A 19,931-nucleotide genomic window follows, 5' to 3' on the forward strand; every position below is an offset into this window, starting at 1 on the left:
AAAGCTTTCCACCCCCCACCATGCGATGAGGAGTCATATCCGGTATTAGACCCAGTTTCCCAGGCTTATCCCAGAGTTAAGGGCAGGTTACTCACGTGTTACTCACCCGTTCGCCACTAATCCCCCAGCAAGCTGGGATCATCGTTCGACTTGCATGTGTTAAGCACGCCGCCAGCGTTCATCCTGAGCCAGGATCAAACTCTCCGTTGAAGTAAAACAAAAACAGACACACCATGCGCCCCCGGGAAAACGGGAAACACACAATGCACAAAATTTGAAACCAGCTGTAAAAACCAGACCACACCACGGGGTGGCGGATCCAGTCAATTCAACCAATCCATAAAATAAATTGGTATCAACAAACTTGGCACACTATTGAGTTCTCAAACAACAGACACACCCGGCACCACCACAACATCTCAGCCGTGGATCGCTCCGGAGCAACTTCCCAAACTTACCTGAACTCAAGACTCAAAGCAAATCAGCGTTTCCGTGATCTGCCGGTCATCGAGGCCATCCCCGCCTTCACACAGCACGCCAAGTGGCGAACCGTTTTTCAGGCTGTTTAGAAGGGGTTTTGGCCGCCTTCGGTAACCAGCTTCTCGCCGGCCCCCTCTCGGCGACTTAGAAAACAATACACCTACTTCGCCCTCACCGCAAACCCTCCCCGCTTGGAGGTCTAACCCCCGTCAATCCGGGCCAAAACGGGCACTGCCGGCACGTTCCGGGGCACCGGCGTCGTGCGCGGATTCTGTGTGCTGCATCACCGCAGCCGACTAGTCGGGCAAGCCCGACTGGAACCCGAACGGTTTAACGCAAGAAGGGTCGGCAACCGTGAGGTTGCCGGCCCTTCTTAGACCACTGGAATCAGCAGCTCTGAGCTAACAGCTGTACTGAATTACCAGGAAGACTTGGTGATGCCCGGAAGCTCACCGCGGTGAGCCATGTCGCGGAAGCGAACACGGGAGATACCGAACTTCTGGAAGGTACCGCGGGGACGGCCATCGATGATGTCGCGGTTACGCAGACGTACCGGGGAGGCGTTGCGGGGCAGCTTCTGCAGGCCGAGGCGTGCAGCTTCGCGTGCTTCGTCGGTTGAGTTGGGGTCAACCAGGGCCTTCTTCAGTTCGAGGCGCTTTGCAGCATAGCGCTCGACGATGACTTTACGCTGTTCGTTCTTAGCGATCATTGACTTCTTAGCCATAGTGCTTAGCGCTCCTCTCGGAATTCGACGTGCTTACGGATGCGGGGGTCGTACTTCTTCAGAACCATGCGGTCCGGGTCGTTACGACGGTTCTTGCGCGTGACGTAGGTGTAACCCGTGCCAGCGGTCGACTTGAGCTTGATGATCGGACGTACGTCCTTGTCCTTAGCCACTAGAGCTTCACTCCTCGTGCCAGGATGGCGGCTACGACAACGTCGATGCCACGCACGTCGATGGTCTTGATGCCACGTGCAGAGACCTGCAGGGTGACATTACGGCGCAGGGACGGAACCCAGTAGCGCTTCTTCTGGATGTTCGGGTCGAACCGGCGCTTGTTGCGGCGGTGCGAGTGCGAAATGCTGTGTCCAAAGCCCGGCTCGGCTCCGGTCACCTGGCAGTGTGCTGCCATGACGACTCTCCTCATGAAATAAATGAAACGGTCCGCAGCGTTCCGCGTCCCGTGCGACAGGCGGCGTCCGCATCCAGCTTTCACACATTCGGCAGTCCGCAGGCGTGGACAGTCGGCGAAAGCCGGCTGTCTTCCGTACTACGGGCGAACATGATTGGCCACGAGTACCGGGCAGAGGAATCCACTGCGAAGTACCGGGATGCTGGGCGAATACAGGAGTGCACGCAACTTGAGCCCCTAACTACCGGCCTTGAGGACTGTCGATGTTGAGGACAGATCCCGCCAACCGGAGCAATTGCACACGCTCCGCGCCACCTAGCGCCTACCAAGTCTACGAGCTTGACTAATTAAAGGCCAATCGGGTAGCCGTCGTTGCCGCTCGGGGGTGTATAAGACCGGCACGCTCACCGTTCCCAAGTCACATCGGCGCCGAAGACTTTTCACAGCAGAATGAAAGGATCCGGCCGCAGTCTTGAAGCATGAACACACAACTCCTGCCGGCCATGGCCGCCAGTTCCCGGGGCACCCGCAAGGGGCCGGGCACTTTTACGGCCCAGCACCGCCGGCGCCTTTTCCGCGCCGACCTGCTGACAACGTCAGCCTGGGCCTCCGTTGCCGCCGCAGTGGCGTTATGGCTGGCCGACGGCGGAGCTACCGGATTCTCTACACCCGCCGGAGCCTTCACCGCGTTGGGCATTGTGGCCGGACTCGCCGGCATGGACTTGGTCCTCCTGATGTTGCTGCTGGCGGCACGGATTCCACTCATCGATCAGACCGTCGGGCACGACCGTGCCCTGGAATTCCACCGGAAGCTCGGCAAACCGTCGCTCTACCTCCTGCTGGCGCATGGAATCCTGGTCGCCATCGGCTACGGAATGGCCGAGGGGCTGGATCCCGTCAGTGAAGCAGTTTCCCTCTGGGTGATGGTCCCGGATATGTGGCTGGCCTATATTTCCATGGCGCTGTTCATCGCCGTCGTGGTCACCTCCCTGGTTGCCGTCCGCAGGCGCTTTCCCTACGAGTTCTGGTACGCGGTGCACTTGCTGACCTATGCCGCCGTCGCTACCTCAATCCCCCACCAGTTCAGTGTGGGCGGGCTATTCGCCGAAGGTACCTGGCAGCGCTGGTACTGGCTGGCCGTGTGTATCGCCACGGGCGCCGCACTCCTTCATTACCGCGTCCTGGAACCCGTCGTTGCCACGTTCCGGCATCAGCTCACGGTAAGCCGGGTGGTGCAGGTGGCACCCGGCGTGGTCAGCATCGAGATGCATGGTCTGCACCTGAACGAGCTGGCCGGAACCGGAGGCAGGTTCTTCATCTGGCGGTTCCTGGCTCCGGGCCTGTGGTGGCACCCCCACCCGTTCAGCCTCTCCGCCGAGCCGCTGCAGTTCGATGCGTCCGGACGCGGCCTGCTGCGGATCACGGTCCGGAACCTTGGGCGGGGTTCGGCGCAGCTTGCCGCAGTGAAACCCGGAACCAAGGTGGCGGTGGAGGGACCCTACGGAATCTTCAGCACCGCCGCCCGGAGCCGGGACAAGGTGGTGATGATCGGTGCCGGGATCGGCATCACGCCTCTCCGGGCCCTCCTTGAATCGACGCCCTTCGCTCCAGGGCAGGCGACCGTCATCCTCAGGGGCCGCAGTGAGCAGGAACTCTACCTGGGCGACGAAATCCTGGAACTTGCCGGAAACCGGGGGGCGACCGTATTCCACCTGACAGGTGGCCGCTCGGGCCGGCACCCGGGCAGCTGGCTCCCGGACAGCACCACTAAAGCGGGCTACCGGCTGGCGGACTATGCCCCCGACGTCGCAACCGCGGATGTCTATGTCTGCGGACCGGCGGCGTGGGCACGGAATGTCCTTGCCGATGCCCGCGCCGCGGGCGTCAAAGAAGACCAACTCCACTACGAAAGGTTCGACTGGTGAGAATACGCTCAGCAATATCAGCAACACTTGCCTCCGCGGGCATCCTTCTTGCGGGGTGGCAATCGGGCATCCACGTGGAAGACACACGGGGCGCCGCGGCCAGCACGCCGGCAGGAACCAGCGGGACCACCGGTGCCACAGGTTCCAGCTCAGGCACCACCGGTTCCACCGGTTCAAGCTCAGGCACCACCGGCACGAGCTCCACTTCAGGCACCACCGCGACAGATTCGGGCGCGGCCGCGGAACCCACAACCGGTGCCGCTGCCAAGGCCGGCGGAACCTACGCCGGCAGCGTGGTGCAGACCCGCTTCGGTGCCGTCCAGGTCCAGATCACGGTCAATGCCGGTTCCATCACCGACGTCACGGCACTTCACCTGACAGACGACGACCGCAAGTCCATCATGATCAGCAACCGGGCGGCGCCCCTCCTTAAAGCCGAAGTCCTCGCTGCACAGTCAGCCGACGTCCAGACCATCGGAGGCGCCACCATAACCAGCGACGCCTACCTGAGCTCACTCCAGGCGGCCATCGATGCAGCGAACCTCTGACTATCCCCCGGCGCCGCCAGCCCTCCGGGCCAGGACCTTCAGCTGCATGGGTACGGTGGTGAGCCTGACCCTGCCCGCAGCATTAGGGGCAGACAAGCTGGCAGCGGCAACCGCCGTCGTCGAACAGCTTTTCGCGGGGCTCGACGAAACGTTCAGCCTCTACCGGCCGGACTCGGAGGCCAGCCGGCTGGCGCGCGCCGAAATCGCGCTCCCGGAGGCGTCCGAGGACATGCGCCGCCTGTACGCCGACGCCGTCGGCTGGCGGCTGCTGACCGAGGGGGCTTTCACCCCTGAGCGGCCCGACGGCGTCCTTGACCTGTCCGGGATCGTCAAGGGGTATGCGATCCAGGAGGCGGGTACGTCCCTGCTGGCGCTGGGCCTTCGCGACTGGTGCCTGAACGCCGGCGGCGACGTGCTGGTCAGCGGATCACCCGTGCTGGTCAGCGGATCACCCGTGCCGGGAAGCCCGGAATCCGCGGGACGCGAGCCGTGGCGGGCCGGGATTGTTGATCCGGAGGACCGCCGAACCTTGATTGCCGGCTACCCGCTGGGCGGCCGTTCCGGCGCGAAACTGGCCCTGGCAACGTCCGGGTCCGCGGAACGGGGAGACCACATCTGGGCCGCCGGTGCAGGCAGCGGCGCCCGTCCCGGATCGGCTGCTCCGGTCTTCCGCCAGGTTTCCGTTGCGGCGGCGGACATCGTGACGGCTGACGTGCTGGCGACGGCGATCGTAGCCGGCGGGCTGCCGATGCTCGACCGCGCCACCGACGGGTGGGATATAGAGGTACTGGCCGTGCGCGCCGGCGGCGAACTGCTCGCGACGCCGGGCTTCCGGCGATGACTTCCGACGTCGGCATCGGCTCACAGTGCCGGCGTGCGGTGGGTCAGAGCCGGGTGAGCTGGCTGTACCGGGGCTGGAGGCCGTCGCCCGAGGACTTCCCCGTGACCCGGCGGACCACCCAGGGTCCCGCGAACTCCCGCACCCAGCGCGCGTTTGCCCTGATGGCGTCAGCCCTGCTCAGCTCAGGCACAGGTGTCATGGGCGGTACATCAATGGAGTGATCGTGTTCGAGGACAGTCAGCACCCTCTTGGCCATGTTCGCGTGCCCGGCGGAGGACATGTGCATCCGGTCCTTGGCCCACATGCCCCAGTCGTAGTACTCGCTGAAACGCCAGTAATCCACCAGCAGGGCGCCGTGGTCGCCCGCAATGCCGCGCACCAGCTCGTTGTAAATGGCGGTGCGGCCGCGCATCGTGCCGAAAACCTTGGAACCGCGGGCGTCGAAGCCCGTAAACATCACCACGGTGGCGCCGGTGGCACTCAGCTTGCGGATGCCGGCGTCGTACTCCGCCAAAAGGTCGTCGATATCGATCTTGGGCCGGAGGATATCGTTGGCCCCCGCGTAAATGGTCACCAGCGTGGGTTTAAGTTCGACGGCGGCGTCCACCTGCTCAGCCATGATCTGCCGGAGCTTCCGGCCACGGATGGCGAGGTTCGCGTACCCAAAGGACGGGTCCGCTGCGCAGAGCTGCTCAGCCACCCGGTCCGCCCAGCCCCGCACGCCGTTCGGGCGGGCCGGATCGTCGTCGCCGACGCCTTCCGTGAACGAATCTCCCAAGGCAACATAGCGGGCGGCAAAGTCCATAGCGACAGTCTGCCACCCGTTGCCGCGAGCAACAAAGCGGCGGCTACTCGCGGATCCGGACGGCTGATTCGCGCAGGTACTGTTCCACCCGCGTGTAAGCATCCCGGGTCAGGGCTTTCCACAGGGCGATGGCAAGCCTCGGATCGGTGGACTCCAGGTCGGAGATCGCCTCGGCGCTGAGCACCATCACCTCCACGGGCCCGTCCGCCCTGACCGTCGTTTCCTGCCGGTTGCCGCTGCCCAGCGCCAGCTCGCCGAAGGTCATGCCGGCGCTGAGGGTGTTGAGCTTGACCCGGTCCGGGCCGGGCCCGGCCGACGTACTGCTGACCTTGCCGGAGGTAATGAAGTAGACCCCGCCGAACCGCAGCCCGATGCGTCGGATGACGTCGCCGTCGTCGAACTTCTTCGCTGTCATCAGGCCCTGCAGGGCCAGCGCGTCCGCCTCCTCGAGCGGCGCCAGCGAAGGCGAGTTCGTGACCGGAACGTGGTCCCGGAGCAGCAGCCGGTCCCCGTACTTGGCCAGCAGCCGGTTTTCACAGAATTCGACGGCGGCACTCCGGGTCGAAAACGAGGGTACCGCCCCGTCCCGTTCGCCAAGGGACTCCGCCACCGCGCCGTCCGCCTCAATCAGCACCAGCTCGCGGCCCGCGTGGGACAGCCCCTCCCGGGACTTTTCCAGCAGGCGCAAGGCGACCTCGCTGACCTGGTCGGTCCGGCGCAAGTCCAGGACCACCAGCTCGACGTCGTCGTCCAGGCTGCTGAGCTCGCGCACCATGGATTCGGTCCCGGCGAAGAGGAGGTCACCGTTGAGTTCGATCACGCGCGCGCGGTGCCCGTGGGCGCGGAGGATGTCCGCCGCTTCGGCGTTGCGCCGGATGCCCGAGGGCGTTTCGGTGACGTCGTACGCGGCAAGTATGGCCGAACGCCCGGTGCGCGCAGCCCGGACGAAATGCAACTCCATGTCCCGTGAGAGCCTCTGGGCCGTGGCCAAACCCCGCACGCTGCTGCCGTGTTCGTCGAGCGGCGGCGAGTAGACCGCCAGCCCCACCTGGCCGGGCAGGACGGCGATAATCCCGCCGGCAACACCGCTTTTTCCGGGCATGCCCACGCTGCTGATCCAGGCGCCGGCATCGTCGTACATGCCGGACGTCATCATCACCGACAACACCCGCTCCACCGGGCCGATGTCCAGTACCTGCCGGTGGGTGAGCGGATTCTTTCCGCCGTTCGCGAGCGTGGCAGCCATGATGGCGAGGTCGAAGCTGTTCACCATGACCGAGCACTGCCGGAAATAGTCCTCCAGGACAGGCGTGGGATCATCCTCGATGATGTCGAAGGACCGGAGCAGATGGGCCAGCGCCGTGTTGCGGTGGCCGTGCTTCAGCTCGGATTCGTAGACCTTTTCGTTGACCGAAAGCTGACGGCCTGCGAATGCCGAGTACGTGCTGAGGATCCGTTTGAAGCTCGACTGGCCGCCGGACCCCCTGATCAGCGACGTAGCGGTGAGTGCACCCGCGTTAATCATGGCGTTCGCCGGGCGGCCCGTCCCCTCGGCCAGCGAAATTTCGTTGAAGGAGTCGCCGGAGGGTTCAACATCCACCTTGGCATCCACGGCCTCGCTGCCGAGATCCTCCAGGGCAAGCCCGTAGGTGAACGGCTTCGAGATGGACTGGATGGTGAATTCCGCACGTGAGTCCCCCACCTCATACACCTGGCCGTCCACTGTGGCCAGCACAATGCCGAAGCTGTCCGGGTCCACGTTGGCCATGGCCGGAATGGTGCTGTACGGCTTGCCGTCCTTCAGCAGGGCGATCTCGGCGTGGATCTGGCGCAGGTAGCTCTGGATGGGCGATTCCATGGAGCCAACACTACGGGCGTGGCGCACCCCTACGCGTCGCTGGCCGGGAGTCGCTGGTCAGGACTCGCGCAGGATCCAGTGATCGGCGTCCAGGCGGCCCACGATCTTCTCGCCAATGCGGGCGAGGTCAGCGACGTCGCGCTCGGACAGGGCATCAAGGAACAGCGTCCGGACCGCTTCCACGTGGCCCGGCGCCAACTCCACAATGGTGGCCATGCCGGCATCCGTCAGGTGGGCGGTGGTCACGCGCGCGTCGCGCGGATGCGGACGGCGTTCCACCCACCCCCTCTTCTGCAGCTTGGTGACCACATGCGACAAACGCGACAGCGAGGCACTGGTCCGGGCCGCGAGTTCGCTCATGGGGAGGAAACGGCCTTCCGCTTCGGAGAGCATGGCGAGTACGTTGTAGTCGAAGAGCGAAAGCTTGCCCGCCGCGTGCAGCTTCGTGTCCAGCGCCGCGGGCAGCAAGGTGTTGATGCTCAGCTGGGCAAGCCATGCACGGCGTTCATCGGTGTTGAGCCAGCGCGGTTCGGTCATGGATACATCCTAGGAGAAAAAATGATTGACAGTTCAAGCCCCGGCTGTCCTGATCAACTGTCCCGGTCACAGGAGCGCCATGACTGACATCACGATCATCGGCACCGGCAACATGGCAGCGGGAATTGCTGCCCGCGCCGCCAGTGCCGGACGGAGCATCCAGATCCTCAGCCGGGACGCCGTGGCTGCTTCCGCGCTGGCTGCCGAAACAAACGCGACCCCCGGGACAACCGGACAGGAAATTGAGGGAAACATCGTTGTCCTTGCCACCCATTTTGAGGTGTCCAAGGAAATCGCCGCCCGGTATGGCGAGGCACTCAACGGCAAGACGATCGTGGACGTCTCCAACCCCGTCAACAACGAAACCCTCGATTCCCTCACTGTGCCCGCCGGGAGCTCCGCAGCCGAGGAGATTCAGGCGCTGGTTCCGGGCGCCAACGTGGTCAAGGGCTTCAACACGGTCTTTGCCTCCACGCTGGCGGACGGAGAGGTGGGCGGGCAGACCCTCGATGTCCTGCTGGCCGGGGATTCCGCCGACGCCAAAGCCGCCGTCGCCGGCTTCATCAATGATTCCGGCCTGCGCGCCATCGACGTGGGGCCGCTGCGCCGGGCGCGGGAACTGGAGGCCTTCCAGCTACTGGTCATTGGGCTGCAGGCGGGTGACGCCCACCCTGACTACAACTGGAATAGCGCACTCAAGCTGCTTCCGTAGCAGGAACCGGTAGGCTGACCGCATGTACGTTGTCTCCCTGACCTACAAGGTTCCCGAAGAGATCGTCGATTTCCATCTCAAAGCACACGTTGACTGGCTGCAGGACGCGTTCGACCAAGGCATTTTCATTGTGGCCGGCCGGAAGATCCCCCGCACCGGCGCGCTGCTGCTGTCCAATGCGGACCGGGCCAGCCTAGACGCGGCGCTAGTCAGGGACCCGTTCTACACCAACGGGGTGGCGGAGTTCGACGTCGAGGAATTCCATGCCGGCAGGGTGGCCCCCGGTTACGAAAACCTGCTGGACAGCTAGTTCTCCCGGGGCGGCCCGTCCGGCGCCGTCTTGAGGAGTTTCTTCAGTCCGCCCTTCCGCGGGACCCTCACCGGTTCCGGCCAGCGCGGGCTGAGCCTGTCCCCCAGGGTGACGCCGCGCAGCTTGCGGCCAAAGAGCGGCAACACCCAGTCGTGCACCCAGCGCCGCTGCCGCTGTTCCCACTCGCGCAGGCTCAATTTGTCCGGCGGCTCCCACTCCAGCGGGCTAATCTTGTGCGGCACACCCAAATGGTCCAATACCTGGGCGGCGAGGTATTTGTGGCCGGCCTTGGACATATGTAACCGGTCCGAATCCCACATCCGCCGGTCATGGAACGCTTCGAAGCACCAGTAATCCACCAGGACCGCGTTGTATTTGGCTGCGATTTCGCGGACCCGGCGGTTGTAGGCGGTGTTGCGTTTCTTCAAGGGCTCCAGGACTGCGGAGACCTTGACGTCGAATCCGGTGAACAGCACCACCGTGGCACCCGTGGCGGCAAGCCGGGCCACGAGCGCCTCGTACTCGGCCATGAGCGCATCCACGTCGGTGCCGAAGTCGAGGATGTCGTTGCCGCCGGCATACAGGGTGACCAGCGTCGGCTCCATCGCGAGCGCCGGCTCCAGCTGTTCGTCGATGATGTGGCGAAGCCTCTTGCTGCGGATGGCCAGGTTTGCGTACTCCCACCCCGGTTCGGCCTTCGCCAGCTTCTCAGCCACCCGGTCCGCCCAGCCGCGGACCCCGTTGGGTAGCCGCTTGCTCCGGTCCCCCACGCCCTCGGTGAACGAATCCCCCAAGGCAACAAACCGCCGTCGCCCGTCCCGGTCCGGAAGCAAAGGAAATGAACCCATCCCGGCACCCTAACCCCTTAACAAAACCAGTAGGGAAAGACGGGTTGAATCTGAGATGACTGACCCGCGAGCCGCAACCGCTGGCTTGCTTAGGAGCGCATCGCCGACCAGAGCGGAGCAAGGCCGTCCGCGGCCGAGCGCAGCGTCGGGAGGTGTCTAAGCGACGGCAAGGTCAGCGGTGGAGGCGGACTAAGCGCGGCCGCATCTAGGCCTAAAGCTCCGCTTTCCCCTGGCGCCAGTAGCCCATGAAGGCCACCTGTTTGCGGTCGATCCCGACGTCGCGCACCAGGTAGCGCCGCATCTCCTTGATGACCCCCGCTTCGCCGGCAATCCACGCGTAGAACGGCATGGCGCCGGCGGGCATTCCGGGGTTCTTCGCGGCCGCGATGGCCGAGGTTTCCATCCGCGCGGGCGTCTCCCAGAGGATCTCCTGGTCCACATCCACGTCCTCCGGTTCCGGACCGGCCCCGCCGGAGGCGGCTTTGATGCCCACCCAGCCCGGTTCGGGAACGGCGGCCCGGACTGCTTGCTGCAGGAGTTCACCGTGCGGGCGTGATCGCCCGATCGACGCGCCACGCGCCAGCCAGGTGATTTCGACGTCGGCGTCCGAGGTCAGGTCCTGGAAGTCGCCGGCTTCGGGGACCTCGAGGAAGGCGTGCCCGCTCATGTAGGCCGGGAGGCTTTCCAGGATGGCGCTGATGGCGGGAACAGCGGTTTCATCGCCGGCAAGCAGCACGCGCTGGGCCAGTCCGGGACGCCATTCGATGCCGGAGTAGGTTTCGGCCGTGACGCAGTGCGCTGCGCGGTTGTTGGGGCCGATAAGGGTGAGCGCGTCCCCGGGTTTGGCGTTCAGGGCCCAGTGTGCGGCCGGCCCGCCGTGGCCGTTGGAGTCGAAGTGCATCACGAAGTCCACGTCGATCTCGGGGTAGACGGCGTCGAGCCGTTCCTGCCGGACGGTGTAGGTGCGCATGGAGCCACGGGTGGCCGGATCCATCGCCAGCCATTCCCGGTACCAGCCGCTCTGCTCCATCCGGAACACGGGCAGCGGCAGCCGGGTGCCGTCCTCGGCAAGGGACGGGATCATCAGCTTCACCCGAAGGTCCAGGGTTCCGCCGTGGACGCCGAAGTCACGCAGCGAGTACCCGCCGAAGGTGATGCGGCGGAAGTTGGGGCTGAGTTCCTGCACGGCGGTGACGGTCACGTCGAATGCGAGGGTCATGGGTTCGGTGGTGGCGATCCCGCGGGTCTTCATGAAACGAACTCCAGTTCAGTTGCAGTGGTGTGGTGCCGGCCGAGCGGAATGATCAGCGGTGTGCCGGACACGGGGTCGGGAAGCACCCGGGAGTCCAGGCCGAAGACGTCCCGGACCAGGTCTTCGGTCACCACGTCGGTGGAGGCGCCCTCCGCCACGATCCGGCCATCCTTCATGGCAATCACGTGGTCCGCGTACCGCGCCGCGAGGTTCAGGTCATGCAGGACGATGGCCACGGTGGTGCCGCGCTTGCGGTTCAGGTCCGTGATCAGGTCCAGCACTTCCACCTGGTGGGCCAGGTCCAGGTAGGTGGTGGGTTCGTCCAGGAGCAGCACGTCGGTCTCCTGGGCCAGTGCCATCGCGATCCAGACGCGCTGGCGCTGGCCGCCGGACAGTGCGTCCACGTTGCGCCCGGCGAGGTCCAGCGTTTCGGTGGCGTCGAGCGCGCGCTGCACCGCGCGGTCATGGTGCGACAGGTCGCCTGTTGACCAGCTGCGGAAGAAGCCCTGGTGCGGGTACCGCCCGCGTCCCACCAGGTCGCGGACCGTGATGCCGTCCGGCGCGGTGGGGTGCTGGGGCAGCAGACCCAGGGTGCGGGCCACATCGCGGGCGGAGCGGGTGTGGATGTCCTTGCCGTCCAGCGTCACGATGCCGGCCGCGGGCTTAAGCAGCCGGGACAGTCCGCGGAGGAGGGTGGACTTGCCGCAGGCGTTGGCGCCCACGATCATGGTCACCTTGCCCTCCGGGATATCCGCGTACAGCCCGTCAACCACCGTCCGCTGGGCATATTTGAGGGTGAGGTCCGTGGCGCGCAGAACAGCCATCTCAGGCATCCTTTCGGTTGGAAGTGACCAGCAGCCACAGCAGGAACGGGGCGCCCAGCGCGCCGGTGACCACGCCGACCGGAAGGACAGTGCCATCCAGCAGCAGGGGCGCGATGTTCGCGGCGAAGTAGTCCGCCGCCAGTACGATCAGCGCCCCGACGAAGGCCGACGCCGGGAGGCTGGCTTTTGCGGTGAAGCGGCGGGCGATGGGACCGGCCAGGAAGGCGACGAACGCCACCGGGCCGGCTGCCGCCGTCGCCACTGCCGCGAGTGCCACGGCGACCACCACTACGGCCAGCCGCGTGAAGCCGACCCTGATTCCGAGCCCGGCAGCGGCGTCGTCGCCGAGTTCGAGGATGCGCAAGGGGCCGGAGAGTGCGGCTGCGGCCGGGATGAGGACAAGCAGCGCAAGGGCAAGGACTCCGGCGCGGTCCCAGCTGGCGGAATTGAGGGAGCCGTTAAGCCACACCAGGGCGTCGGCGGCGGTGCGGATGTCCGCCCGCGTCATGAGGAAGCTGACCACGGCGTGGAGCGCGGCGGCGATGCCCACGCCCGCCAGGATCAGCCGGCTGCCTGCGGCGTTGCCACGGTTTCCGCCGCCGGAACCCAGTGAGCCGCCGCGGGAGATGGCATAGATGAGCGCGGCCACACCCAGCGCGCCGGCGAGGGCGGCGCCGGAGACAACGGCCCCGGACGCGCCGAAAACAACGATGGCCGTGACGGCTGCGGCGCTGGCCCCGTAGCTGATGCCGATGACGTCCGGACTGGCCAGCGGATTGCGGAGCATGGTCTGGAAGAGGGCGCCGGCCAGGCCGAACCCGGCCCCGATCATGGTGCCGATTACCGCGCGGGGAAGCTTGTTTTCCATCACGATGAAGCTTGCGCCGGGGATCTTCTGGCCGCCCGTGAGGTGGGCGAGCAGGATTTTGACGAAGTCGGGGATGGTCACGGTGTAGCTTCCCAGCAGCACACTGACGGCGAACAAGACCACGACGGCGAACGCCAGCACGGCGGTCCGGTTCACGGCGGTGCGGTTCAGCGCGGCGGGGTGCCACGTACCAGCGCCAGGCGCGTTGTCTCCCAGTTCACGCCCAACGTGCGCGAGGTCTGCCTTGCTCACAGTCCGGCCCCCTTCCCGCGGCGGACCAGCCACACGAAGACGGGCGCGCCCACGAGGGCCGTCATGATTCCCGCCGGGACTTCGCCGGGCAGGAGCACCACGCGGCCCAGGATGTCCGCGGACAGCAGGAGCACCGGGGCCAGGACGAGGGAAAAGGGCAGGATCCAGCGGTAGTCGGGCCCGGTGAGGAAGCGTACGGCGTGCGGAATGACGAGTCCCACAAAGCCGATGGGCCCGGCCAGGGCGGTGGCGGACCCGCACAGCAGCACGATGCCCAGGGCGGTGACGCCGCGGACCAGGCCCACCCGCTGACCGAGGCCGCGGGCGATGTCGTCCCCCAGAGCCAGGCTGTTGAGGATCCGGCCGGTAGCCAGCACAATCCCAGCGCCAAGAAGGAGGAACGGCACGCCGGGCAGCACCACGGACCAGTCGCGCCCGGCGATCCCGCCCACCTGCCAGAACCGGAACCGGTCCAGGGTGTCTTGGCTCGAGACCAGGATGACGTTCATCAGCGAGTACAGCCCGGCGCTCAGGGCAGCGCCCGCGAGGGCGAGTTTCACCGGCGTCGCACCGTCCCTGCCCAGCGAGGCGACCAGATAGACGACGGCGGCAGACGCCGCAGCGCCGAGGAACGCGAACCAGATGTAGCCGGTCAGGGACGAGATCCCGAAAACGTAGATGCCGGTGACCACAGCCAGCGCGGCTCCGGCATTGACCCCCATGATGCCGGGGTCGGCCAGCGGGTTGCGGGCCACGCCCTGCATGGCGGCGCCGGCCAGGCCGAGGGCTCCGCCGGCGAGGAGGCCCAGGGCCGTGCGGGGAATACGCGCGTGGACCACGGCGTGGTCGCCGTTGGCAGGATCGAACCGGGTCAGCGCCTGCCACACGGTGTCGAGGGGAAGCCCGCGGGCGCCGACGGCAAGCGACACGGCAGAAACAAGGACAAGTACGACGACGGCGGCCAGCAGCCAGGCGGCTTGCCTACCTGCGGGGCGGCCGGAAGGTGAACTCAACGCATCGGCCGGACGCGCCGTCGTCGTACTGGGTGTCATGGTGAGGTGCCTACTTCACTGCGTCCGCGACTTTATCCGCTGCGCTCACCAGTTGCGGCAGGAACGTGTCCAGCGACCACGGCAGGCTCAGGGGCGACGACGCCGAGATGGACAGCGTGAGCGTGTTGTCCGAGTCGGCAACCAGCGCGCCGTTCTTGATGGCCGGGATCTGGCCCAGCAGGGGGTCGGACTTGATGGAATCGGTGGTGGCGGAGTCCGGAACCCAGGTCACGAAGATGTCCGATTCGAGCTCGTTGGCCTTTTCAGCGGACCAGGGAATGAAGAACTCCTTCGAGCCCTTCGAGTTCTCCTCCACAACGGGGGCCAGCTTCATGCCGATCTCCGAGAGGAAGCGCGGACGGTTGTCGTTCGCGGTGTAGACGTTGACGCCCTCGCTCTTGGCGGGCTCCAGGTTGCCGTAGATAAAGCTCTTGTCAGCGAGCTGTGGGTACTTGGCGACCTTGTCCTCGATGGTGGCTTCGGTGTCCGAGACGAGCTTGGCGGCCTCGGATTCCTTGCCCAGGGCCTTGCCGATGATGGTGGTGGAATCCTGCCAGGAGGTGCCGTAGGCGATCTCGGGGTGGGCCACGACCGGGGCGATCTCGCTGAGCTTCTTGTAGTCCTCTTCCGTCAGGCCGGAGTAGGCGCCCAAAATGACGTCCGGGTTGAGCTTGGCGATCTCGGTGAAGTTGATACCGTCCGCCTCGGAGAACTGGACCGGCGCCTTCTCGGTGCCGAAGCCTGCGCCCAGCTCTTCCAGCTTGGCATCCTTCCACGGCGTGGAGCCCTTGTCGTTGCCGCCCCATTCGTTCTTGGGGACGCCCACTGGAACGACGCCCAGGGCGAGTGCGACGTCGTCGTTGACCCAGGAAACCGTGACAACCCGCTGCGGCTGGGACTCGATGGTGGTCTCGCCGAAGACGTGCTTGATGGTGACGGGGAACTGCGAGCCGGCGGACTGGCTGGCCGCTGCAGTGCCGGTGCCGGACGCCGCCGGACCGGTGGAGCAGGCAGTGAGCGAGAGTGCCGCAGCTGCCAGGACGGCGGTTGCCTTGCCGGCGGTTTTGAGCAGCACGCGGCGGGACGGGCCTGCAAACATGCTGCGGCCGGCGCCCGGGCCGGAGAAGAGGGGGGAAGTCACGGAACTCCTTAGGTCAATGATGCGAACCCAAGTAAGGCTAGCCTATCCTTCCGTGAATTACGGAAGGTTTGCGTAACGTAATTGTCTCGATCGCCACCAAGTCCCGGACGCAGTGCCCCGGGCGCCGGCCTGAAAGTGAGGCTTCACACCCTCTAATTTCTTGATGGCGCGGGGTGAACAATGGTTCACTTGAAGACGAGTAAACGCGCGTTCACCCCTTTGTGGCCGCCTCACGCCCAGAAGGTTCCGCCCTGATGCCCCAATCCCGTAGTAGATCCATGTCCCCCGGCGCCATCACGGCAGTCCTCGCACTGAGCGGCACTGTGGTGGCGCTGATGCAGACCCTGGTGGTGCCGCTCCTTCCGGACTTTCCCGGAATCCTGGGGGTCACGGCGGACGACGCCTCCTGGCTGGTCACCGCCACGCTGCTCTCCAGCGCCGTGGCCACCCCGATCGTGTCCCGCAGCGCGGACATGTACGGCAAACGGAAAATGATGGTGATCTGCCTCGCCATCATGGTTGCCGGCTCCATCGTGGCCGCCGTGGGGGGAAGCTTCCTCTGGCTCATCGTCGGCCGGGCCCTGCAGGGGTTTTCCTCGGCGTTGATTCCCGTGGGTATCAGCATCATGCGCGATGAACTGCCGAAGGAAAAGATGGGGTCCGCCGTCGCCCTGATGAGCGCCACGCTGGGCATCGGCAGCGCGCTGGGTCTCCCGCTGGCCGGCGTCCTCTACGAAAGCATGGGCTGGGAATCCATCTTCTGGGTTTCCGGTGGCGCCGGCACACTGCTGCTCGCCGCCGTCGTCCTGGTGGTCCCCGAATCCAAGGTGCGCACGCCGGGCCGGTTCGACTACCTCGGCGCAGTGATTCTTTCCGGGGCGCTGGCGGCGCTGCTCCTGGCCATCTCCAAGGGCGGCTCGTGGGGCTGGGGTTCCGAGCCGGTACTGCTTCTGTTCCTTGCCGCCGCCATCCTCCTGGCCGCGTGGCTGCCCTACGAGCTGAAGGTCAGCCAGCCGATGGTGGACCTCCGCACCTCAGGACGGCGCCCCGTCCTCCTGACCAACCTGGCCTCCCTGCTGGTGGGCTTCGCCATGTTCGCCAACATGCTCCTGACTACCCAGCAGCTTCAGCTGCCCACCTCCACCGGCTACGGTTTCCAGCTCAGCGTGATCACCGCCGGCCTCTGCATGGTTCCGTCCGGCCTGGCCATGGTGGTCTTCGCCCCCGTTTCCGGCGGCATCATCCGGCGGTTCGGCGGGAAGTCGGCGCTGATCGCGGGCGCGGCAGTCATGGTGGTGGGCTATGTTGGCCGGGTCTTCTTCTGGGATTCCATTGCCTCGGTGATCATCGGCTCCACCGTGGTCAGCGTCGGGACGGCAATCGCCTACGCAGCGATGCCCACCCTGATCATGGGCGCCGTGCCCATCACCGAAACAGCCTCGGCCAACGGCCTCAACAGCCTGGTGCGGTCCATTGGAACCTCGACGTCGAGTGCGGCCGTCGCCGCCGTCCTCACTTCCGTGACCATCACCGTGGGATCCGCCCGGCTGCCGTCCTTCGAAGCATTCAAGGACGTCTTTTGGATGGCAGCACTGGCGTCCGCGGCCTCCATGGTGGCTGCAGTGTTTATCCCGCGGGCAGCGGCCGCCGCCAAGGCAGGGCTGCCGGCACCGGCCGCCACCGAGCTGGTGGTGCAGGGACGCGTCCTGACAGCCGACCGCCGCCCGGTCACCCCCGCCGTCGTCACCGTCCTGCAGACCAGCGGCGAACCGGTGGACTGGAGCCGGGTGGACAGTGACGGCAACTACTCCGTGGCGCTGCCCGGAGCGGGCACCTACCTCATGGTGGCCAACGCTGCAGGCTGGGCACCAATGGCCGAGGTGTTCGACTTCGACGGCCGCACGCTTCAGCAGAACTTCCATCTGGAAGACCGCCTGGAACTGGCCGGAACCGCCACCGTGGGAGGCAAACCCCTCCCGGACGCGGTGGTGACCCTGCTGCAGGCCTCCGGCGAACACGTGGCAACAGTCCGTACCGATGTCGAGGGCCGGTATTCGCTGCCGCTGCCGCTGGCCGGACGCTACATCGTCACGCTGCTGCACCCGGCGACCCACCAGGCCATGGCCCGGAAGCTGGCCGTGGACAACCGCTCGGTGACCGCAGACCTGTCGATGGACACTCCCGCCGGGCAACTGGTGGACGCATGAGCGCGGCCGGGGTGTCCAGCCGCGACGCCGTCCTGGATTCGGCCGGCAGGCTGTTCGGTGAGCGCGGCTACCGGGGCGTGACGGTCCGCGACATCGCCTCCGACGCCAGCGTTTCCGCAGCCCTGGTGATGAAGCTTTACGGCTCCAAGGAAAAACTGTTTGCAGCTGCCAAGCCGGATGAGTCGCTGCTGTCCGAGCTCGACGTCCCGGCCGCCGAGCTGGGTGCGGCGCTGGTGTTCCGCGTGCTGATGCGCCGGGAGCGCGGACTAAAGGAGCCGTGGGCCATGCTCCCCTTCACCATCCAGGACTCCCCGACGCCCGACGCCGCCCGCGCGGAAACGCGCGAACGGTACCTCGCCGCGATGGCCGGGATTCTGAAAGATACGACGCCGGACCGGCGTTACGCCTCCACCGTCGTCGCGCTCATGACCGGTTTCGGCGAGGCGGTAAGGACGCTCGGGATGTTCGACGGCTGGGACTTCGACGACCTGGTGGCCCACTACGGGTCGATCGTCCAGGCCCAGGTCGACGCCTGCGGCGCCGCCCGCCCGTAACGTTCTCTCCCTTTTGGCCCCCTTTCCCCCAACGCTCGTTACCTCCCGCCGGGGCCTGCATTGCCGACGCCTTTCGAATTTGGGAGGATGGCGGAGCGGGCGCTAGCGTCCGGCAATCGGGCGGCTTGGATCGGGCCGCCCGCGGAACGAGGGGAATGAGCATGCCGAAGACCGTCGAGGTCATCGCAGCCGCGGGAAGCGGGGCGGCCGGAATGGCCTGCTTTGCGGCCATAGCGACGTCAGCATTCCCGCACCGGACCCGCCTCTAGCCGTCCGGCAGGTACTTTCCTTCCCTGAGCCTCCGGTGTGCCCGGATTCAGCTGACAAGAGACCGCCAATCCCCTTGCGGGGCCCTACGTTGTCGAAAGCTCATTGTCATGCAAAAAATCACCGCCCAGCAGATCCGTTCATCCTTCATCAACGCCAGCCGCTCAGAGACGGCCAAGCTCACCCTGCCCCGGGAGTTCGACACCCTGGACTGGGACAGCCTGGACTTCTTGGGGTGGCGGGACGCCAAGATGCCGCTCCGCGGCTACCTCGTGGTCCCGGTTCCAAGGGGGTTGACGGGCATCATGCTCCGCGCACCCGAGGGCGGAGCCAAGAAGAGCCGGTCCGTTCTGTGCGAACTGTGCCGCGATGTGTTCTCAAAGGACGACGTACTGTTGTGGGTTGCCAAACGTGCCGGCCAGTCAGGCCGAAACGGCAACACCATAGGGACGCTGATCTGCGCCGACTTCCTGTGCAGCGGGAACGTGCGCGTGGAACCGCCGGCCAATGAGATCAATCCGGACCCTGCCGCCGTCGCTCTTCGGCAAATCGACGGACTGGTGGCGCGGACGGAACTGTTCCTCAACCGGGTCCAAGAACGCTAAACCGGGCGCGACGGGGCAGGCGCGACAAGTCAGCTGTACGAAATGCTCAACAACAGCGCTTTGAGTGCCTGCCCCTCGGCCCCTGCCAGCCAGGACTTGGCCGCCTCATCGCCGGCGAACGGCTTCTCGATGAACCGGACATCGGCCACCAGGACCTCGTCCCCGATGCGGATGATCCCGTCAACCCGGGAGTCCTCCCCGCTCGCGGGCGTCCCGGCCGTCAGGTGCATGCGGTACGCCGGGTTGCCATCCATCCGGTCCACGTAGAAGGAGTAGTGGGCGGCGGGAGCAGGCTGCTGGCTGAGGCCCGGGACGGGTTCAGACTCGAAGACGGTTCGGTTTACCGGGTGGCTCACAGCATCGGCCATCTGGCCGGAATACACCGTGACCTGCTCCGTGCCGCTCGCGTCGAAGACGGTCGCCGTGCGCGACAGCGAAGGCTCCCCCGCCCCGGTGAACAGCTCCACCCTCCAGTCGGCCGGGTACTTAAACGACAGGCGCCCGTCCGGGAACGTATACGTCGCGACGTCGGCAGGGCCGGGAGCGGACGACGACGGGCGGCCGCCGTCCGTCGTCGGGGCAGCCGTGGCGGTGGCTGATGCCGCGCCCGCCGACCCCGACGGCGTTCCGACACTCGACGGAGACGGGCCGCCGGAGGAGGCCGCGGGGGTGCCTGCACCGCAGCCGGCCAGGGTGAGGGCGGCGGCGGTTGCAAGGGCGGCAATGAAGGGGACGCGACGTGCAGAAAGCATGATGGTGCCTTTCACGAGGAGGCCGTCAGCTCGGTGGGCTGGCTTCCGGCACGCCGTGAGGGCAGTGGCTCGCGGTAACCCTGATGGAGCATGTGGCGATGTGTTGTGCTCAACAGAATCGCACGCAGGGGCAGCGCCCTTCCATATCACCCGCGATAAA

The 19,931-nt window shown here is 66.1% G+C and carries 21 protein-coding genes and 1 rRNA gene; 8 read left to right on the top strand and 14 right to left on the bottom strand.

Annotated features, from left to right (window positions below):
* The 4 genes from TV39_RS20295 to rpmB form a co-directional block, all read right to left on the bottom strand.
* Positions 1–210, bottom strand: a 16S ribosomal RNA gene (locus tag TV39_RS20295); the annotation flags it as partial.
* 688 nt (positions 211–898) lie between these two features.
* Positions 899–1,204, bottom strand: a complete 306-nt coding sequence (rpsN, locus tag TV39_RS20300; protein WP_043485315.1) for a 30S ribosomal protein S14 — start codon at positions 1,202–1,204, stop codon at positions 899–901.
* A 5-nt stretch (positions 1,205–1,209) separates the two neighbouring features.
* Positions 1,210–1,377 (bottom strand): 50S ribosomal protein L33, encoded by a 168-nt coding sequence (rpmG, locus tag TV39_RS20305; protein ID WP_011693743.1) that lies wholly within the window; start codon positions 1,375–1,377, stop codon positions 1,210–1,212.
* Complete coding sequence (gene rpmB, locus TV39_RS20310) at positions 1,377–1,613, bottom strand: 50S ribosomal protein L28 (RefSeq protein ID WP_011693744.1); 237 nt, start codon at positions 1,611–1,613, stop codon at positions 1,377–1,379. Before rpmB ends, rpmG begins: the two co-directional genes overlap by 1 nt.
* A 479-nt stretch (positions 1,614–2,092) precedes the next feature.
* Between rpmB and TV39_RS20315 the strand changes: the two genes are divergently transcribed.
* The 3 genes from TV39_RS20315 to TV39_RS20325 are packed head-to-tail and all read left to right on the top strand — an operon-like array spanning position 2,093 to position 4,927.
* On the top strand, positions 2,093–3,538 hold the full coding sequence (locus TV39_RS20315; RefSeq protein WP_043485318.1) for a ferredoxin reductase family protein: 1,446 nt from the start codon (positions 2,093–2,095) through the stop codon (positions 3,536–3,538).
* Positions 3,535–4,086, top strand: a complete 552-nt coding sequence (locus TV39_RS20320; protein ID WP_043485321.1) for an FMN-binding protein — start codon at positions 3,535–3,537, stop codon at positions 4,084–4,086. Before TV39_RS20315 ends, TV39_RS20320 begins: the two co-directional genes overlap by 4 nt.
* Before the next feature lie 46 nt (positions 4,087–4,132).
* Entirely contained in the window at positions 4,133–4,927 is a 795-nt protein-coding gene (locus tag TV39_RS20325; RefSeq protein WP_043485324.1) for an FAD:protein FMN transferase, read from the top strand.
* Positions 4,928–4,970: 43 nt separating this feature from the next.
* Here TV39_RS20325 and TV39_RS20330 read toward each other — a convergent pair whose 3' ends face one another.
* Genes TV39_RS20330 through TV39_RS20340 form a run of 3 tightly spaced genes read right to left on the bottom strand, consistent with a single transcriptional unit; the run spans position 4,971 to position 8,127 of the window.
* Positions 4,971–5,732, bottom strand: a complete 762-nt coding sequence (locus tag TV39_RS20330) for an SGNH/GDSL hydrolase family protein (protein ID WP_043485326.1) — start codon at positions 5,730–5,732, stop codon at positions 4,971–4,973.
* Positions 5,733–5,775: 43 nt separating this feature from the next.
* Positions 5,776–7,590, bottom strand: coding sequence for a glutaminase A (gene glsA, locus TV39_RS20335; RefSeq protein WP_043485329.1), 1,815 nt, complete (start codon positions 7,588–7,590; stop codon positions 5,776–5,778).
* A gap of 57 nt (positions 7,591–7,647) precedes the next feature.
* Positions 7,648–8,127 (bottom strand): MarR family winged helix-turn-helix transcriptional regulator, encoded by a 480-nt coding sequence (locus tag TV39_RS20340; RefSeq protein WP_043485332.1) that lies wholly within the window; start codon positions 8,125–8,127, stop codon positions 7,648–7,650.
* A gap of 79 nt (positions 8,128–8,206) precedes the next feature.
* On the opposite strand from TV39_RS20340, the gene TV39_RS20345 reads away from it, so the two are divergent.
* Both TV39_RS20345 and TV39_RS20350 read left to right on the top strand, forming a co-directional pair.
* Positions 8,207–8,839: an NADPH-dependent F420 reductase gene (locus TV39_RS20345; RefSeq protein WP_043485335.1), complete on the top strand. Its 633-nt coding sequence runs from the start codon at positions 8,207–8,209 to the stop codon at positions 8,837–8,839.
* Between the two features lie 22 nt (positions 8,840–8,861).
* The gene (locus TV39_RS20350) at positions 8,862–9,149 is read left to right on the top strand and encodes a YciI family protein (RefSeq protein ID WP_043485337.1); all 288 of its coding nucleotides are present in this window, start codon (positions 8,862–8,864) and stop codon (positions 9,147–9,149) included.
* Here TV39_RS20350 and TV39_RS20355 read toward each other — a convergent pair.
* The 6 genes from TV39_RS20355 to TV39_RS20380 all read right to left on the bottom strand — a co-directional run bounded on the left by TV39_RS20355 (position 9,146) and on the right by TV39_RS20380 (position 15,386).
* Entirely contained in the window at positions 9,146–9,997 is an 852-nt protein-coding gene (locus tag TV39_RS20355) for an SGNH/GDSL hydrolase family protein (protein ID WP_043485339.1), read from the bottom strand. The genes TV39_RS20350 and TV39_RS20355 overlap by 4 nt on opposite strands.
* A gap of 211 nt (positions 9,998–10,208) precedes the next feature.
* A complete protein-coding gene (locus TV39_RS20360; RefSeq protein ID WP_043485341.1) occupies positions 10,209–11,249 on the bottom strand; it encodes a siderophore-interacting protein in 1,041 nt (346 codons plus the stop codon).
* Positions 11,246–12,073: an ABC transporter ATP-binding protein gene (locus TV39_RS20365; RefSeq protein WP_043485344.1), complete on the bottom strand. Its 828-nt coding sequence runs from the start codon at positions 12,071–12,073 to the stop codon at positions 11,246–11,248. The genes TV39_RS20360 and TV39_RS20365 overlap by 4 nt, the downstream gene beginning before the upstream one ends.
* A 1-nt stretch (position 12,074) precedes the next feature.
* Positions 12,075–13,157 carry a FecCD family ABC transporter permease gene (locus TV39_RS20370; protein WP_442853516.1) on the bottom strand — a complete coding sequence of 361 codons (1,083 nt, stop codon included), beginning with the start codon at positions 13,155–13,157 and terminating at the stop codon, positions 12,075–12,077.
* Between the two features lie 32 nt (positions 13,158–13,189).
* A complete protein-coding gene (locus TV39_RS20375; protein WP_043485351.1) occupies positions 13,190–14,245 on the bottom strand; it encodes a FecCD family ABC transporter permease in 1,056 nt (351 codons plus the stop codon).
* 10 nt (positions 14,246–14,255) lie between these two features.
* Complete coding sequence (locus TV39_RS20380; protein WP_043485354.1) at positions 14,256–15,386, bottom strand: iron-siderophore ABC transporter substrate-binding protein; 1,131 nt, start codon at positions 15,384–15,386, stop codon at positions 14,256–14,258.
* Between the two features lie 254 nt (positions 15,387–15,640).
* On the opposite strand from TV39_RS20380, the gene TV39_RS20385 reads away from it, so the two are divergent.
* The 3 genes from TV39_RS20385 to TV39_RS20395 all read left to right on the top strand — a co-directional run bounded on the left by TV39_RS20385 (position 15,641) and on the right by TV39_RS20395 (position 19,019).
* The gene (locus tag TV39_RS20385; RefSeq protein ID WP_043485356.1) at positions 15,641–17,593 is read left to right on the top strand and encodes an MFS transporter; all 1,953 of its coding nucleotides are present in this window, start codon (positions 15,641–15,643) and stop codon (positions 17,591–17,593) included.
* A complete protein-coding gene (locus TV39_RS20390; protein WP_052500646.1) occupies positions 17,590–18,147 on the top strand; it encodes a TetR/AcrR family transcriptional regulator in 558 nt (185 codons plus the stop codon). The genes TV39_RS20385 and TV39_RS20390 overlap by 4 nt, the downstream gene beginning before the upstream one ends.
* Before the next feature lie 377 nt (positions 18,148–18,524).
* A complete protein-coding gene (locus TV39_RS20395) occupies positions 18,525–19,019 on the top strand; it encodes an FBP domain-containing protein (RefSeq protein ID WP_043485359.1) in 495 nt (164 codons plus the stop codon).
* A gap of 29 nt (positions 19,020–19,048) precedes the next feature.
* On the opposite strand, the gene TV39_RS20400 is transcribed toward TV39_RS20395, so the two are convergent.
* The gene (locus TV39_RS20400; RefSeq protein WP_043485435.1) at positions 19,049–19,771 is read right to left on the bottom strand and encodes a hypothetical protein; all 723 of its coding nucleotides are present in this window, start codon (positions 19,769–19,771) and stop codon (positions 19,049–19,051) included.
* Positions 19,772–19,931: the final 160 nt, after the last annotated feature.

This window comes from Arthrobacter sp. SPG23 (assembly GCF_000876655.1).
Taxonomy (GTDB): domain Bacteria; phylum Actinomycetota; class Actinomycetes; order Actinomycetales; family Micrococcaceae; genus Arthrobacter.

What these genes read in the sequence shown, in the direction of transcription:
- TV39_RS20360 (WP_043485341.1), bottom strand. Translation starts at nt 11,249, where the DNA reads ATGAAGACCCGCGGGATCGCCACCACCGAACCCATGACCCTCGCATTC.
- TV39_RS20340 (WP_043485332.1), bottom strand. Translation starts at nt 8,127, where the DNA reads ATGACCGAACCGCGCTGGCTCAACACCGATGAACGCCGTGCATGGCTT.
- TV39_RS20385 (WP_043485356.1), top strand. Translation starts at nt 15,641, where the DNA reads ATGCCCCAATCCCGTAGTAGATCCATGTCCCCCGGCGCCATCACGGCA.
- TV39_RS20400 (WP_043485435.1), bottom strand. Translation starts at nt 19,771, where the DNA reads ATGCTTTCTGCACGTCGCGTCCCCTTCATTGCCGCCCTTGCAACCGCC.
- TV39_RS20355 (WP_043485339.1), bottom strand. Translation starts at nt 9,997, where the DNA reads ATGGGTTCATTTCCTTTGCTTCCGGACCGGGACGGGCGACGGCGGTTT.
- TV39_RS20395 (WP_043485359.1), top strand. Translation starts at nt 18,525, where the DNA reads ATGCAAAAAATCACCGCCCAGCAGATCCGTTCATCCTTCATCAACGCC.
- TV39_RS20390 (WP_052500646.1), top strand. Translation starts at nt 17,590, where the DNA reads ATGAGCGCGGCCGGGGTGTCCAGCCGCGACGCCGTCCTGGATTCGGCC.
- rpsN (WP_043485315.1), bottom strand. Translation starts at nt 1,204, where the DNA reads ATGGCTAAGAAGTCAATGATCGCTAAGAACGAACAGCGTAAAGTCATC.
- TV39_RS20375 (WP_043485351.1), bottom strand. Translation starts at nt 14,245, where the DNA reads ATGACACCCAGTACGACGACGGCGCGTCCGGCCGATGCGTTGAGTTCA.
- TV39_RS20365 (WP_043485344.1), bottom strand. Translation starts at nt 12,073, where the DNA reads ATGGCTGTTCTGCGCGCCACGGACCTCACCCTCAAATATGCCCAGCGG.
- TV39_RS20325 (WP_043485324.1), top strand. Translation starts at nt 4,133, where the DNA reads ATGGGTACGGTGGTGAGCCTGACCCTGCCCGCAGCATTAGGGGCAGAC.
- glsA (WP_043485329.1), bottom strand. Translation starts at nt 7,590, where the DNA reads ATGGAATCGCCCATCCAGAGCTACCTGCGCCAGATCCACGCCGAGATC.
- TV39_RS20350 (WP_043485337.1), top strand. Translation starts at nt 8,862, where the DNA reads ATGTACGTTGTCTCCCTGACCTACAAGGTTCCCGAAGAGATCGTCGAT.
- TV39_RS20315 (WP_043485318.1), top strand. Translation starts at nt 2,093, where the DNA reads ATGAACACACAACTCCTGCCGGCCATGGCCGCCAGTTCCCGGGGCACC.
- TV39_RS20345 (WP_043485335.1), top strand. Translation starts at nt 8,207, where the DNA reads ATGACTGACATCACGATCATCGGCACCGGCAACATGGCAGCGGGAATT.
- rpmB (WP_011693744.1), bottom strand. Translation starts at nt 1,613, where the DNA reads ATGGCAGCACACTGCCAGGTGACCGGAGCCGAGCCGGGCTTTGGACAC.
- TV39_RS20330 (WP_043485326.1), bottom strand. Translation starts at nt 5,732, where the DNA reads ATGGACTTTGCCGCCCGCTATGTTGCCTTGGGAGATTCGTTCACGGAA.